Below are 14,533 nucleotides of genomic sequence, written 5' to 3'. Positions count from 1 at the left end.
GACCTCGTCAGAAAGAGAAATTCTTTAATGCTTCCGGCATGCCCTGCGCCATCGCCTGCTGTTCCTTGGCGGCGTAGGTTGCGGCATCCCAGACTTCGAAATGGCTGCCCATACCGAGCAGCATGACTTCCTTGTCGAGCAAGGCGGCGCTACGCAGCTCGGGCGCGATCAGCACCCGGCCCGCGCCGTCCATGTCGACGTCAGCGGCATTGCCCAGGAAGATGCGCTTCCACCAGTGCGCGTCCATCGGCAAAGCCGCAATGCGACCACGGAAATTTTCCCATTCAGGGCGCGGAAACAGCAGCAGGCAGCCGTCCGGGTGCTTGGTCAGCGTTACCCGGCCCTCGGCCTGCTGTTGTAGCGCTTCACGGTGCCGCGCCGGAATCGACATCCGGCCCTTGGCATCCAGTGACAGCGCCGATGCGCCCTGAAACAAGCTAGCTCCCCGGTCCGCGCCGGCATGCTTGCCACCGGCTGGCGCGTGAATCCTTTAAATCCGACGTTGGGCGATGATCCCATAGCCAGACTGCGTTTTCACACAAAAACACACTTCCTCACACTATTTCCCACTTTAGAGGAAGCGATTTCACGGGTCAAGGCTCGTTATGGGGCAACAATCCGGGTTTTTTTAATTAGAACAATGACTTAGCGCGCACACCTCGCGCACCGAAAAAGTGAATTCCCAATGAAATGAAGATCTTATGGAAGAAAGCAGAGAAACCACCTGAGAACAACTGAGGAAGGAACTGCCTGCAGCAGGAAAAACGGCCGAGCCGGACCGATGGAAGGATACAACGTTTTCGCGTCTACCCCGCGCACGGGGGGTACCTGGCTGGCGGGGGCGGGGCTTCCCGCTCCGGCGCCGTCCCTCAGATCCGATACGCGGCGGTGGTCATCACCTTGGAGGCCGCCCGCATCATCGCGCGCACCGGCGAGGGCAGCGGCATGCCGCCCGCCTCGCGCGCGGCGGCGCCGTGCCTCACCTCGTCATCGCGCATCTGCTCCAGGATCGCGCGCGACCGGTCGTCGGCAACGGGGATCTGCTCGAGATGGCCATTGAGGTGCTGCTCGACCTGGTACTCGGTCTCGGAGACGAATCCCAGGCTGACCCGGTCGCCCGCTCGCCCCGCCGCCCAGCCAATGGCAAACGCGCCCGCGTACCAGAGCGGGTTGAGCAGGCTGGGACGCGAGCCGAGCTCGCGCAGGCGTTCGGCGCACCAGCCGAGGTGGTCTTCTTCCTCGCGCCCGGCCTCATCCATCTGCGCGCGGACCTGCGGCGTGCGCGCGGTCAGCTTCTGGGCCTGGTAAAGGGCCTGTGCGCAGACCTCACCCACGTGGTTGATGCGCATGAGCCCGGCCACGTGGCGGCGTTGCGTCTCGTCGAGGCTCTGCGCATCGGGCGCAAGCGCCTCGGCGGGATTGGCGCGGCTGGCGCGGGTGACGCCTGCGATCGCGCGCAAGGCCACATCGAATTCGCGAATCAAGGTATCCATGGATGCATGCGCTGGTGGTTGCTCGGAGCGGCTCCGCGTTCCACGCCCTGGCTGAAGGGGGAGATGGACCGATGAATACGCCCTCGGGATTTCCCGCATTGTACCGTGGCGGCTTGCCGGGCTTCTCCCGCCTGGCCCGCGCCGGCAAGGGCCGGATACTCCAAAACCCTGAGTTGTGAAAAGCTGACAAGGGCAGTGAACCCGATTGTGAATCGAAGGCGGTTTGTTACAGTAGTTGGCAGCTTCTGACGAAGTTGGGTAAGCGGAAAATGGAGACTCAGGAGGTTTCTCCGCTGGCCACCAATAATTCTTACACGGAGATCATCGAGCATGAAAAAATCGCTTCTCGCGCTGGCTGCGTTGGGTGCATTCGCGGGTGCCGCACAGGCCCAGTCCAGCGTGACGCTGTACGGCGTTGCGGATATGAACCTCGAATACGTCAATCACCTCGGCGTTGCACCGTCGGTCGCCAACGGCCTCAATACCGGTCGCGGCAACTCCGTCTTTCGCATGTCCTCCGGTGGCCTGTCCGGCTCGCGTTGGGGCCTGCGCGGCGTGGAAGACCTGGGCGGCGGCTTGAAGGCGCTGTTCGTGCTCGAAAACGGCTTCTCCCTCGACTCCGGCTCGCTGCAGCAAGGCGGCCGCCTGTTCGGTCGTCAAGCGTACGTGGGTATCGAAAGCGCCCAGGCTGGCCGCTTCACCTTTGGTCGCCAGTACACCACGCTGTTCGACCTGCTCGCCAACTTCTCGCCCAGCGGCTACGCCACCCAGTATGAGCCGGTTGTCGCCCAGCTCGGCCTGAATTTCCGCTCCGACAACACCGCCAAGTACACGGGCGTATTCGGTCCGGTGACCGCGATCGCGCACTGGTCCTTCGGCAACGGCGTGGCAGGCAACGGCGAAGTCCCGGGCCAGTTCCGCCGCGACACCGGTTACGGCGCCGGCGTGGCCTACGCTGCCGGTCCGTTCGGCGCGACCATCGCCTACGACCAGTACAACCCGACCCTGAGCGCGACCGGCGACACCGGTACGTTCAAGAAGGCGGCAGTGGCGGGCAGCTATGCCTTCGGTCCGGCCAAGATCATGGGCGGCTATCGCTGGGGCCAGGCCAAGGCACAGAACGGCGCGCCCATTCTGCGCGACAACTACTACTGGATCGGTGCCAACTACCAGGTCACCGCACCGCTGGGCCTGACGCTGCAGTACAACTATGACGACGTCAAGAACCTCGGCGGCGTCAACGTCAAGAACCCGTGGCAGGTTTCGTTCATCGCCGACTACAACCTGTCCAAGCGCACCGACATCTACCTGACGGCCGCGTACGCGAAGAACGCCGGCCTGAATTTCGACACCTCGGCAATCAGCTTCGCCAACGGCTACTTCCTCGGCTCCAACAACGACAACATGCTCGGCGTCGGCGTCGGTATCCGCCACAAGTTCTAAGCCCATTCGCTTGGCACGGCAAAGGCACCTTCGGGTGCCTTTTTTCATGGCGCTGCCTCGCCTCTCGGCCCTAGGGCATCACCTTATCGGCACATTGTTATGCCGACACTACAATGCAGCAGCCTTCCGGATGTATCGGCGATGCGTACTGCGGCGTCGCGCCGTCCGGCAGAAAACGCAGGCACCCATAAGGAGACCCCATGCACCGCACCCGCCGCCGCGCGACCCAAAGGCTGCTTGCCACCCTCGCCGGTGCCTGCCTTGGCCCCCTCGCCTGGCAAGCGCCCGCGCAAGCCGCGGATCCCTACCCCAACAAGCCGATCCGCCTGGTGGTGCCGTTCCCCGCCGGCGGCACGACCGACATCCTGGCGCGCGCAGTGGCCGCCGAGCTGTCGAAGCTCCAGGGCTGGAACGTAGTCGTCGACAACCGGCCGGGCGCGGGCGGCAACATCGGCACCGACATGGTCGCCAAGGCCGCGCCGGACGGCTACACGCTGCTGATGGGCACGGTGGGCACGCATGGCATCAACCAGTCTCTGTACGGCAAGCTGCCGTTCGACCCGGTCAAGGACTTCACCCCCATCACCGAGGTGGCCTCTGTGCCCAATGTGCTGGTGGTCAACCCCGCCTTCGCGCAGCAAAACCGCATCAACGGCGTCACCGACCTGATCGCCTATGCGCGCGCCAACCCCGGCAAGCTCAATATGGCTTCGAGCGGCAACGGTACCTCGATCCACCTGGCGGGCGAGCTGTTCAAGACCCAGACCCGTACCTTCATGGTGCACTTCCCCTACAAGGGCAGCGGCCCGGCCCTGACCGACCTGGCCGGCGGCACCATGCAGCTCATGTTCGACAACCTGCCCTCGTCGATGGCGCTGATCAAGAGCGGCAAGCTCAAGGCGCTGGCGGTCACCAGCGCCAAACCCTCGCCGGCGCTGCCGGGTGTGCCAACGGTGGCAGAGGCGGCCCGCCTGCCGGGCTTCGAGGCCAGTTCCTGGTTCGGCTTGCTGGCGCCTGCCGGCACGCCGCATGAGGTCGTCGCACGCATCCAGCAGGAAGTCGCGCGCGCGCTGGCCACGCCGGCCATGCGGGAAAAGATGCTGGGCCAGGGCGCCGACCCGGTCGGCAACACGCCGGAGCAGTTCGCCGCCTTTATCCGCGCCGAGCTCACCAAGTGGGCCAAGGTGGTCAAGGACTCGGGCGCCAAGGTGGATTGAGGCGCGCGCCGGCCCGTGGCGGCATGCAAGCGCATATACTTGAGGCATCAAACAACCAGCGTGCCGCGATGCCCACCCCACCTGCCGCCGAGGCCCCGCCCAAGGCCGGCGCCGAAGAGGCGCCGGTCGATCTCGAAACCAGCGCCGACGATAACGCCCACGACGCCCTGCGCCTGTGGCTGCGCCTGTTGACCTGCACCAATCTGGTCGAGGCCGACATCCGCTCCCGGCTGCGCCAGGATTTCGCCTGCACCCTGCCGCGCTTTGACCTGATGTCCCAGCTCGACCGCCATCCGGAGGGCCTGAAGATGGGCGAGCTGTCGCGCCGCATGATGGTCACCGGCGGCAACGTCACCGGCATCACGGACCAGCTCCAGCAAGAAGGCCTGGTCTCGCGCGAGGCTTTGCCAAGCGATCGCCGCGCTTACCTGATCCGGCTCACGCCGGCCGGACGCACCGCGTTTTCCAAGATGGCGCGCGCGCATGAAGACTGGATCGAGCAATTGTTCGGCGGCCTGCCCCAGACCGACCGGCGCGCACTGTTCCGCTTGCTGGGCCGGCTCAAGACCGGGCTGGTGAGCGCATGAACGCAGCCCGCTCGGGACCGGGCACGCTTTGCGCCTTGCTGCTGACGCTGCTCCTCGCAGCTTGCCGGAGCACGCCGCCAGGACCCGAGGTGTCACCACTCAACGTCACCATCAAACTAGGGCGCATCGGCGCGAAGACGCTGGTGGGCCAGGTCGACATGCCGGACAACGGTGCAGTGAGCACCGGCGTGGGCGTTGGCGGCGGTGCGTGGAACGGTGGTAGCTGGAGCGGCGCAGGCGTTGGCTTTGCCGTCGACCTGAACTCGTTGTTACGCCCGCAGCCGCGGCCGCGCATGGACCTGTTCCAGTACACGGTGGCACCACTGGATGGCAGCGGCGGCAACGTCATCGTCAATGGCCCTGCCGCGCCTGGTCTGGAGCCCGGCGCCTGCGTGCGGATGGTCTATCCCGACGGCGCCCCCGAGCCGCTGCTCGTGCCCTCGCGGGAATGCTGACGCGCGCCGCCGAATGAAAAACGGCCTCCCTTGCGGGAGGCCGTTCTTGCTGCGGCGTGCGTGGCTGGCTTGCGCTCTTCGCTCAGGCCGCCTTGCGGCTGTCGCGCAGCTCGCGGCGCAGGATCTTGCCCACATTGGTCTTGGGCAACTCGCTGCGGAACTCCACGAACTTGGGCCGCTTGTAGCCGGTCAGGCGCTCCTTGCAGAAGGCGATCAGCTCGGCTTCTGTCAGCGCGGGATCCTTGCGGACCACGTACAGCTTGACCACTTCGCCCGAATGCTCGTCGGGCACGCCCACCGCGGCCACCTCCAGCACGCCCGGGCACTCTGCGGCCACGCCTTCGACCTCGTTCGGGTACACGTTGAAGCCGGACACCAGGATCATGTCCTTCTTGCGGTCGACGATCTTGGTGTAGCCGCGCGCGTCCATCACACCGATGTCGCCGGACTTGAAGAAGCCGTCGGCCGTCATGACCTTGGCGGTCTCGTCCGGGCGGTTCCAGTAGCCGGCCATCACCTGCGGGCCGCGGATGCAGATCTCGCCAGCCTGGCCGAGCGGCACGTCCGCGCCGTCGTCGTCGCGAATGGCAATGTCGGTCGACGGCAGCGGCAGGCCGATGGTGCCGGAGAACGCGTCGGAATCAGTCGGGTTGCAGGTCGCCGAAGGCGAGGTCTCCGACAGGCCGTAGCCCTCGATGATCGGGCAGCCCGTCCTGGCCAGCCACTTCTTGGCCACCGCTTCCTGCACCGCCATGCCCCCGCCGTTGGCCACGCGCAAGCCAGAGAAGTCGACCTTGTCGATATCCGGGCTGTTGATCAGCGCGTTGTACAGCGTATTGACCGCCGGGAACATGTTGAACTTGTACTTCTGCAGCTCCTTGATGAAGCCGGGGATATCGCGCGGGTTGGGAATCAGCACGCTCAGGCCGCCGCTGCGCATGCCCAGCAGGCAGCAGACCGTCAGCGCGAAGATGTGGTACAGCGGCAGCGCCGTGATGGTGATCACCTGGTCGATCGGTGCGCCCTTGGCCAGCGCCGGCTGCATCCAGGCTTCGGACTGCAGCACGTTGGAGACGATGTTCCGGTGCAGCAGCACGGCACCCTTGGACACGCCAGTGGTGCCACCGGTGTATTGCAGGAAGGCAACGTCGTCCGGGCCCGTGGTGGCGGGCTGCAACTGCATGCCGCGCCCCTCTGCCAGCACTGCGTTAAAGCGCACGCAGTTGGGCAGCTCCCACTCCGGCACCATCTTCTTGACGTTGCGCACCACGAAATTGACGATCGCGCCCTTGAGGCCGCCCAGCAGGTCGCCCATGCTGGCCACCACCACATGCTTGACCGGCGTGGCGGGCAGCACTTGCTGCAGCGTGGTGGCGAAGTTCTCGAGGATGACGATCGCTTCGGCGCCGCTGTCCTTGAGTTGATGCTCGAGTTCGCGCGGGGTGTAGAGCGGATTGACGTTGACGACGACAAAGCCGGCACGCAGCACCGCGGCCAGCACCACCGGATACTGCAGCACGTTGGGCATCATGATGGCCACGCGCGCGCCCGGCTTGAGCCCGCGCGACTGCAGCCACGCCGCGAATTGCCGCGACATGCGGTCAAGTTCGCCGTAGGTGATCGACTTGTCCATGCACACAAAGGCACGGCGATCAGCATAGGTGCGGAAGGACGCCTCGAGCAATTCGGCCAGCGAGCGGAACTGACTGCTATCGATCTCGGCAGGCACGCCGGCCGGGTAATGCTTCAGCCACAGTCTTTCCATGCACCGTCTCCTGATTTTCTGAATGGTCGTTCGATTTTCGACAGATGCTAAACGCGCGACCCGGTTAAGACAACACGTTAGATGAAGTCCTCTGGACCTTCCCCATCGTCTGACGTGAAGTTTAGCGCACAGTTCAACCCGGACTGGGGAATTCCCCTAGCGGCTTGCGCCAGGCCGCAACGAAAAGCCTTGCCGAAGTCAGGCGTTCACCGGCAACACGATCTTCATCATGCTCGTGGCCAGCTCTTCCGCCAGCGCCTGCACCCCCATGCGTTCAGGCTGGTGCCACGTGTACATGAAGCCAACCACGCTGCCGATCGCATGCGCGGTCACGCGCGCGTCGCCATAGCTGAACACGCCCGTGCGCTTGCCTTCCTCCATCAACGCATAGAGGTCGCGGTAGAAGGCGCGCGCCATATTGCCCAGCCACGTCACCGTTTCCGGCCGCAGGTACTGGTTGTCGCGAAAGCTGAGCGTGGCGGGCACGTAGCAGGCAATGCAACGCCGCGCCATTTCCAGCAGACAGGTATGCAGGCGCTCGCGCACCGGCAGTGCCGGGTCGGCGGTCTCGCGGATGACCGGCAGGCAGGTCTGCGCGGACTCGCGGCACAAGATGTCGAAGATCTCGTACTTGTCGGTGAAGTAGTAGTACACCGCCGGCTTGGTCACGCCCAGCGCGCGGCACAGGTCGTTCATCGTCATGCCGGGATAGCCTTTGGTATAGAACAGCTGGGCAGCGGCATCGAGGATCTGGCGGCGGCGCGCTTCCTGCCGCTCGGCGATATGCGAGCGGGCGGGTACGGCTTCCGGAGCGATTTCCGGAGCGGCCTCGGCGGCGGGAGCGGTTTTCTGTGCAGTCGGCATGACGCGATTCTCGCATGGCGCCGCGGCTGGAAGGCCCGGCAGTCCGTTTTGGCGTTGACCCGCGCCCCCTGAAACCTGGATTCACGCGGGCGGCATCTGGCTTGACGCATGACGGCAATGCCAATACGATCATACCTAAGGGTAAACAAATATACCAAAGAGTAAATTTCGCCAACCCAAGCCGGCTTGGCGGCCCATCAGCAAGGAGACACCGCCAATGGACGAAACGACCTACCTGGCCGACATGCATGCGCGCTGGCAGCGCGCATGGCCCGAGCGCACCCCGCGCACACCGCAATATCCGCTGGGGCGCCAGCCGCTCACGGACATGCTGCGCCACTGGGGCCGCACCCGGCCAGACCGCCCTGCGGTGATCTTCTACGGCCACGAAACCACCTACGCGGAGCTGGACGCGCAGAGCGAGCGCTGCGCCGCGCTGCTGGCAGCACACGGCGTCGGCGCCGGTGACCGCGTGGCGGTGCTGATGCCGAACTGCCCGCAGTTCCACATCGTGTTCTTCGGCATCCTCAAGCTGGGCGCCGTGTACGTGCCGATCAGCCCGCTCTCGCAGCGCGCCGAGTTGCAGCACGCGCTCACCGACAGCACGCCGCGCGCGCTGATCGCGCTGGACCAGCTGGTGCCGCTGGTACGCGAAACGCGCGCCGCGCTGGGCGCGCGCGATCCGCTCGCCCTGCTGTTCTCGACCAGCTTTGCCGATGTGATTCCCACCGAGCCCACACTGCCGCTGCCGCCCATGGTGAAGGCCCCGCGCCATGACTGCGAAGCGGACGGCCACGCCATCGACCTGCTGTCCGCGATGGCGGCGTGCACGCACGCAGCCCCTGCCACACCGGCCTCGCTCGATGCCGTGGCCGCGCTCAACTACACCGGCGGCACCACCGGCCTGCCCAAGGGCTGCATCCACACCCAGGGCGATATGGTGGACATGGCGGCCGCGTTCGGCACGGTCTCGCTCGACATCGCCGACGACAGCGTCATGCTGGGCTTCTTCCCCGAGTTCTGGATCGCGGGCGAAAACCTCTGCCTGATCTTCCCCGCCTTCTTCGGCATCCCACTGGTGCTGCTGGCGCGCTGGGATCCCGAGACCTTCATGGCGGCGGTGCAGCGCTACCAAGTCACCAACGCTTCGATGCTGGTGGACAACGCGGTGGAGGTGATGGAGCACCCGCGCGCGGCGCAGTACGCATTGCGCTCGCTGCGCTACGTGGGCGTATCGTCCTTCGTCAAGAAGCTCAACCTGCCTTATCGCCGTGCGTGGCAGGCGCTGACCGGCTCGGTCATCGCAGAGACCGCCTGGGGCATGACCGAGACGCAAACCTGCAACACCTTTGCCTACGGCATGCAGGACGATGACCTGGACCTGCGCGCCCAGCCCATCTTTGTCGGCCTGCCCGTGCCCGGCACCGAGTTCAAGATCTGCGACTTCGCCAGCGGCGAGCTGCTGCCGCCGGGCGCCGAGGGCGAGCTGTGCGTGCGCACGCCGACCCTGCTCAAAGGCTACTGGAACAAACCCGACGCCACGCGCGAATCGCTGCGCAACGGCTGGTTCCACACCGGCGACATCGGCCTGATCGACGAGCACGGCTATCTGCACTACCTGGGCCGGCGCAAGGAGATGCTCAAGGTCAACGGCATGAGCGTGTTCCCGGCCGAGATCGAGGCGCTGCTGGGCCAGCATCCGGCCATTCTCGGCTCGGCGGTGCTGGGCCGCGCGGATGAGGACCGAGGCCAGTTGCCGGTGGCCTTTGTCATGCTCAAGCCCGAAGCCATCGGCACGCTAGACAACGCGGCGCTGGTGCAATGGTGCCGCGCCAACATGGCCGTCTACAAGGTGCCGCTGGTGCATATTGTCGACGCCCTGCCGCTGACCGCCACGGGCAAGGTGCGCAAGCAGGACCTGGCGCCGCTGGCCGAGCAGCTTGGCTGATCCCGCGATGCCCTTGCCTATGAAATCCGCCACACTCACCTTCTTCGCATCATGACGTTGCGCAAGCTACTGATCGCCAATCGCGGTGAAATCGCCATCCGCATCGCCCGCGCCGCCGCGGCAATGGGCCTGGAAAGCGTGGCGCTTTATAGCGAGGACGATCGCGACGCCCTCCACGTGCGCAAGGCCGATGGCGCGGTGGCGCTGCCCGGCACCGGCCCGCGCGCCTACCTCGATATCGCGCAGGTAGTGGACGCCGCGCGCCGCAGTGGCTGCGACGTGGTCCACCCGGGTTACGGCCTGTTGTCCGAGAACGCGGAGTTTGCCCAGGCCTGCCTGGATGCCGGCCTGGCCTTCGTCGGCCCCGCACCCGATGTGCTGCGCCTGTTCGGCGACAAAGCGCGCGCGCGCGCGCTGGCGCACGAGTGCGACGTGCCGGTGGTGCCGGGCTCCACCGGGCCGACGACGCTGGAAGCGACGCATGCGTTCTTTGCCTCGCTGCAAGCGCCAGGCAAGGCGGCGGGCATGATGATCAAGGCGCTGGCCGGCGGCGGCGGGCGCGGCATGCGCGCGGTGCACGCGGCAGCGGACATCGACGAGGCTTATGCCCGCTGCGTCTCCGAGGCCACGGCCGCATTCGGCAATGGCGCCGTCTACGTGGAGCGCATCGTGCATGCGCCGCGCCATATCGAGATCCAGGTAGTGGCAGATGCGGCCGGCGGCGTGATCGCCCTGGGCGAGCGCGAATGCAGCCTGCAGCGCAGGCACCAGAAGCTGGTTGAAGTGGCACCCAGCCCTTCGCTCGATGCAGGCATGCGTGCGCGCCTGGCCCAGGCCGCGATCACGCTGGCGCGCGCCAGCGCCTATCGCGGCATCGGCACCTTTGAGTTCCTGCTGGGTGCGGCTGCTGCGAATGGTGCGGATGGCGAGTTCTGGTTCATGGAGGCCAACCCGCGCCTGCAGGTGGAGCACACCGTCACGGAAATGGTGACCGGCGTGGACCTGGTCCAGGTGCAGCTGGCCATTGCCGCCGGACAGGATCTCGGCCGCCTCGGGCTGGCGCAGGCGCCCGCGCCGCGCGGCATCGCGGTGCAGTTGCGCATCAACGCCGAGCACCTCGACGCGCAGGGCCAGTTGCGCCCCGCCAGCGGCCGCATCGATGCCTACGAGCCGCCCAGCGGCCCCGGCGTGCGGGTCGATGGTGCGGGCCATGCCGGCATGACGGTCAACCCGCGTTTCGACTCGCTGCTGGCCAAGCTGATCGTGCATGAGCCCGGCGGCAACTACGCGCGCGCGCTGGCCCAGGCCTATCGGGCGCTGTGCGAGTTCCGCATCGAGGGCATCGACACCAACCGCAGGCTGCTGCAGGACCTGCTGCTGCGCGACGATGTGCGGCGCAACGCAGTCCACACGCAGTACCTGGACGCGGCGCTACCGGCCCTCGCTGCGCAGTCGCAGGGCAGCGATCCCGGCCATCCGGCGCTGCATGCGGTGGCCGCGGCCAGCAGCCCGCAAGCGCTCGCATCCACGCTGCCGGACGACCTGCCCGAGGATGCCGAGCTGCTCAGCGCGCCCATGGACGGCGCGCTGGCAGCGGTGCAGGTGCGCCCCGGCGACCGCGTGCGGCGCGGCCAATCGCTGGCCATCATCGAAGCCATGAAGATGGAGCACCCGCTGGAAGCGCCGGGCGCGGGCGAAGTGCTGCGCGTGCTGGCCGCGCCCGGCGACGTGCTGCGCGCGGGCGCGCCGGTGATCGTGCTGTCGCTGGATGAAGGCGGCCATCATGGGGCGCAGGCCGGCGCCGCCGTGGATCCCGCCCATATCCGCGCGGACCTGCGCGACGCCCTGGCCCGCCACGCGCTCACGCAGGACGCGGCCCGCCCGCAGGCGGTGGACAAGCACCATGCCCGCGGCGGGCGCACCGCGCGGGAGAACATCGCCCAGCTGTGCGATGCAGGCTCGTTCATCGAGTACGGCGCGCTCGCCATCGCCGCACAGCGCCAGCGCCGCAGCGTGGAAGACCTGGAGCGCGCGACGCCGGCCGACGGCATCGTCACCGGCATTGGCACCGTCAACGCCGAACGCTTCCCGGCCACGGATGCGCGCTGCATGGTGCTGGCGTACGACTACACGGTGCTGGCCGGCACACAGGGCTTCTACGGCCACAAGAAGCTGGACCGCATGCTGGCGCTGGCGCGCCAGTGGCGCCTGCCGGTGGTGCTGTTCGCCGAAGGCGGCGGCGGGCGGCCCGGAGACACCGACACCCCGGTGGTGGCCGGGCTGGATTGCACGTCCTTCATCCAGTTCGCGCGGCTGTCCGGCCAGGTGCCGCTGGTGGGCATCGTCTCCGGGCGCTGCTTTGCCGGCAATGCCGCGCTGCTAGGCTGCGCCGACGTGATCATCGCCACGCGCAACGCCACCATCGGCATGGGCGGCCCGGCCATGATCGAAGGCGGCGGGCTCGGCGTGTTCGCTCCGGAGGAAGTCGGCCCGGTGAGCGTGCAAGCACCCAATGGCGTGATCGATGTGCTGGTCGACGACGAGATAGCGGCGGTGGAGACGGCGCGCCGCTACCTGTCCTATTTCCAGGGCGACCTGCCCGACTGGGAGGCTGGCGATGCGCGCGCGCTGCGCCACCTGATTCCTGAGAACCGGCTGCGCAGCTACGACATGCGCGGCGTGCTCGCAGCGCTGGCCGATCACGACTCCGTCCTGGAGCTGCGCGCCGCCTTTGGCGCGGGCATCATCACCGCGCTGATCCGCATCGAGGGCCGCGCCTTCGGCTGCATCGCCAACAACCCGCGGCACCTGGGCGGCGCCATCGATGCCGCGGCCGCCGACAAGGCCGCGCGCTTCATGCAGTTGTGCGATGCGCACGGCTTGCCCATCGTCTCGCTGTGCGACACGCCCGGCTTCATGGTGGGACCGGAGGCGGAGAAGACCGCCACGGTGCGCCACGTCTCGCGCCTGTTCGTCACCGCCGGCGCGCTGCGCGTGCCCTTCTTCACCGTAGTGCTGCGCAAGGGCTATGGCCTAGGCGCGCAAGCCATGGCGGGCGGCAGCTTCAGCGCGCCGTTCTTTACCGCAGCCTGGCCCAGCGGCGAGTTCGGCGCGATGGGCATCGAGGGCTCGATCCGGCTGGGCTTTCGCAAGGAACTGGAGGCGGTGGCTGACCCGGACGAGCGCGAAGCCTTGTTTGCGCGCATGATCGAGGGCGCCTACCAGCGTGGCCGAGCGCTTAATATGGCTAGCCACCTGGAAATCGACGCCGTCATCGACCCGGCCGACACACGCCACTGGCTGCTGCGCGGCCTGGCCTCGGCGCTCCCGGCATCGGCCGCGCGCGATACGCCGGCGGCCGGATCGCGCCGTTTCATCGACACGTGGTGACAAGCAGAAGGAGAGGATCGATGTCCCATGACTTGAGGCGCGCGGCACGCGCCACCGCCAGGGTCGCCGCGCTGGCGCGTGGCGTGTTCATGCGCAGCGTCGCCGTTGCCGCGCTCGCGCTGGTCGGCGCGCTGCCGCTACAGGCCCAGGAAAAGGCCCAGGAAAAAACGCAAGACGCCGCCGCCGCACCCATCAAGGTGGCGTTCATCGACCAGTTGTCCGGGCCGCTGGCCAACGTGGGCCAGATCTTCCAGGCCAACCTGAAATTCGCGCTCGACGACGCCAACGCCCAAGGCGGCGTGCTCGGGCGCAACTACGCGCTGGTGAGCTACGACAACAAGCTCTCTGCGCAGGAAAGCCTCATCGCGTTGCAAAGCGCGATCGACGCCGGCGTGCACGTGGTGTTCACCGGCGCATCTGGCTCGCCGGTGGTCACGGCGCTGGTGGAGGCCGTCAACCGGCACAACGAGCGCAACCCCGGGCAGCGCGTGCTGATCATGAACTACGCCTCGCTCGACCCCGACCTGACGGGCGTGCGCTGCAGCTTCTGGCACTTCGCCACCGAGGCGAACACGGCAATGAAAATGCGCGCGCTGGCCAATTTCGCGCGCGAGCAAAAGGGCATGCGCAAGGTCTACCTGCTCAACCAGGATTACACCCAGGGCCGCATCTGGGCAGCACTGGGCCGGCAGATGATCGCGGGAGCGCGGCCCGACGTGCAGTTCGTCGGCGAGGCGCTGCACCCGCTGGCGCGAGTCAAGGACTTCGCGCCGTACATGAGCCGGATCAAGGAAAGCGGCGCCGATACCGTGGTCACGGGCAACTGGGGCCAGGACCTCAGCCTGCTGATCAAGGCCGGCGGCGAGGCCGGCTACGCACTGAACTACCTGAACCATAGCGGCGGCGGCGCGCCCGGCACGGTACTGGCCGTGTCGCAGGCAAAGAACGCGCACCTGACCTGGGTGGCCGAGTACCTGCCCAACGGCGACGATCCGGAGCTAGCTGCGCTGGCGGCGCGGGTCAGGCAAACCCCGGCGGGCGAGTACTTCGCCCCGCGCGTGCTGATCGCCGTGCAAATGCTCAGCGAGGCGATTCGCCGCGCCAGATCCGACGACCCGACCAGCATCGCGTTTGCGCTCGAGGGCATGCAGTACCGCTCGCCCGTTGGCGACGTGCTGATGCGCAAGAGCGATCACCAGTTGCTGCTGCCGCAGGTGGTCTCGACCATTGCGCCGGTGGACGGCAAGACCGTCAAGGTTGGCGTGGAAGGCACGCAGTACGGCTTCCGCCTCGACAGCACGACGGCAGGGGGAGACCTGAACCTGCCGTCGGTCTGCCGGATGAAGCGTCCAACGGGCACCTAGTCAGTCC

The 14,533-nt window shown here is 67.1% G+C and carries 11 protein-coding genes; 7 read left to right on the top strand and 4 right to left on the bottom strand.

Annotated features, from left to right (window positions below; all coding sequences use genetic code 11):
* Positions 1-7: 7 nt before the first annotated feature.
* Both mraZ and coq7 read right to left on the bottom strand, forming a co-directional pair.
* On the bottom strand, positions 8-436 hold the full coding sequence (gene mraZ / locus AC1DQR_RS11420) for a division/cell wall cluster transcriptional repressor MraZ (RefSeq protein WP_150986800.1): 429 nt from the start codon (positions 434-436) through the stop codon (positions 8-10).
* Between the two features lie 433 nt (positions 437-869).
* On the bottom strand, positions 870-1,493 hold the full coding sequence (gene coq7 / locus AC1DQR_RS11415; RefSeq protein ID WP_477133055.1) for a 2-polyprenyl-3-methyl-6-methoxy-1,4-benzoquinone monooxygenase: 624 nt from the start codon (positions 1,491-1,493) through the stop codon (positions 870-872).
* A 330-nt stretch (positions 1,494-1,823) separates the two neighbouring features.
* On the opposite strand from coq7, the gene AC1DQR_RS11410 reads away from it, so the two are divergent.
* From AC1DQR_RS11410 to AC1DQR_RS11395, 4 genes are all read left to right on the top strand, one after another.
* On the top strand, positions 1,824-2,936 hold the full coding sequence (locus tag AC1DQR_RS11410; RefSeq protein WP_416049751.1) for a porin: 1,113 nt from the start codon (positions 1,824-1,826) through the stop codon (positions 2,934-2,936).
* Positions 2,937-3,136: 200 nt separating this feature from the next.
* Positions 3,137-4,153: a Bug family tripartite tricarboxylate transporter substrate binding protein gene (locus tag AC1DQR_RS11405; RefSeq protein ID WP_416049752.1), complete on the top strand. Its 1,017-nt coding sequence runs from the start codon at positions 3,137-3,139 to the stop codon at positions 4,151-4,153.
* 68 nt (positions 4,154-4,221) lie between these two features.
* Complete coding sequence (locus AC1DQR_RS11400) at positions 4,222-4,740, top strand: MarR family winged helix-turn-helix transcriptional regulator (protein WP_150986796.1); 519 nt, start codon at positions 4,222-4,224, stop codon at positions 4,738-4,740.
* Complete coding sequence (locus tag AC1DQR_RS11395; protein WP_416049753.1) at positions 4,737-5,195, top strand: hypothetical protein; 459 nt, start codon at positions 4,737-4,739, stop codon at positions 5,193-5,195. Before AC1DQR_RS11400 ends, AC1DQR_RS11395 begins: the two co-directional genes overlap by 4 nt.
* An 82-nt stretch (positions 5,196-5,277) precedes the next feature.
* Here AC1DQR_RS11395 and AC1DQR_RS11390 read toward each other — a convergent pair whose 3' ends face one another.
* Positions 5,278-6,960, bottom strand: coding sequence for a long-chain fatty acid--CoA ligase (locus AC1DQR_RS11390; RefSeq protein ID WP_416049754.1), 1,683 nt, complete (start codon positions 6,958-6,960; stop codon positions 5,278-5,280).
* Positions 6,961-7,158: 198 nt separating this feature from the next.
* Positions 7,159-7,824 carry a TetR/AcrR family transcriptional regulator gene (locus AC1DQR_RS11385; RefSeq protein ID WP_477133054.1) on the bottom strand — a complete coding sequence of 222 codons (666 nt, stop codon included), beginning with the start codon at positions 7,822-7,824 and terminating at the stop codon, positions 7,159-7,161.
* Between the two features lie 217 nt (positions 7,825-8,041).
* Between AC1DQR_RS11385 and AC1DQR_RS11380 the strand changes: the two genes are divergently transcribed.
* The 3 genes from AC1DQR_RS11380 to AC1DQR_RS11370 are packed head-to-tail and all read left to right on the top strand — an operon-like array spanning position 8,042 to position 14,526.
* On the top strand, positions 8,042-9,772 hold the full coding sequence (locus AC1DQR_RS11380) for an AMP-binding protein (protein WP_477133053.1): 1,731 nt from the start codon (positions 8,042-8,044) through the stop codon (positions 9,770-9,772).
* A gap of 51 nt (positions 9,773-9,823) precedes the next feature.
* On the top strand, positions 9,824-13,162 hold the full coding sequence (locus AC1DQR_RS11375) for an acetyl-CoA carboxylase family protein (RefSeq protein WP_477133052.1): 3,339 nt from the start codon (positions 9,824-9,826) through the stop codon (positions 13,160-13,162).
* A 20-nt stretch (positions 13,163-13,182) separates the two neighbouring features.
* Positions 13,183-14,526, top strand: coding sequence for a branched-chain amino acid ABC transporter substrate-binding protein (locus AC1DQR_RS11370; RefSeq protein WP_416049758.1), 1,344 nt, complete (start codon positions 13,183-13,185; stop codon positions 14,524-14,526).
* Positions 14,527-14,533: the final 7 nt, after the last annotated feature.

This window comes from Cupriavidus sp. 05L411 (genome assembly GCF_056398045.1).
Note: the sequence above shows the minus strand (reverse complement) of the source record. Positions and strands in the feature narration are given on the sequence as shown.

Coding starts and splice junctions, on each gene's coding strand:
- coq7 (WP_477133055.1), bottom strand. CDS start 1,493: ATGGATACCTTGATTCGCGAATTCGATGTGGCCTTGCGCGCGATCGCA.
- AC1DQR_RS11410 (WP_416049751.1), top strand. CDS start 1,824: ATGAAAAAATCGCTTCTCGCGCTGGCTGCGTTGGGTGCATTCGCGGGT.
- AC1DQR_RS11405 (WP_416049752.1), top strand. CDS start 3,137: ATGCACCGCACCCGCCGCCGCGCGACCCAAAGGCTGCTTGCCACCCTC.
- AC1DQR_RS11400 (WP_150986796.1), top strand. CDS start 4,222: ATGCCCACCCCACCTGCCGCCGAGGCCCCGCCCAAGGCCGGCGCCGAA.
- AC1DQR_RS11395 (WP_416049753.1), top strand. CDS start 4,737: ATGAACGCAGCCCGCTCGGGACCGGGCACGCTTTGCGCCTTGCTGCTG.
- AC1DQR_RS11390 (WP_416049754.1), bottom strand. CDS start 6,960: ATGGAAAGACTGTGGCTGAAGCATTACCCGGCCGGCGTGCCTGCCGAG.
- AC1DQR_RS11385 (WP_477133054.1), bottom strand. CDS start 7,824: ATGCCGACTGCACAGAAAACCGCTCCCGCCGCCGAGGCCGCTCCGGAA.
- AC1DQR_RS11380 (WP_477133053.1), top strand. CDS start 8,042: ATGGACGAAACGACCTACCTGGCCGACATGCATGCGCGCTGGCAGCGC.
- AC1DQR_RS11375 (WP_477133052.1), top strand. CDS start 9,824: ATGACGTTGCGCAAGCTACTGATCGCCAATCGCGGTGAAATCGCCATC.
- AC1DQR_RS11370 (WP_416049758.1), top strand. CDS start 13,183: ATGTCCCATGACTTGAGGCGCGCGGCACGCGCCACCGCCAGGGTCGCC.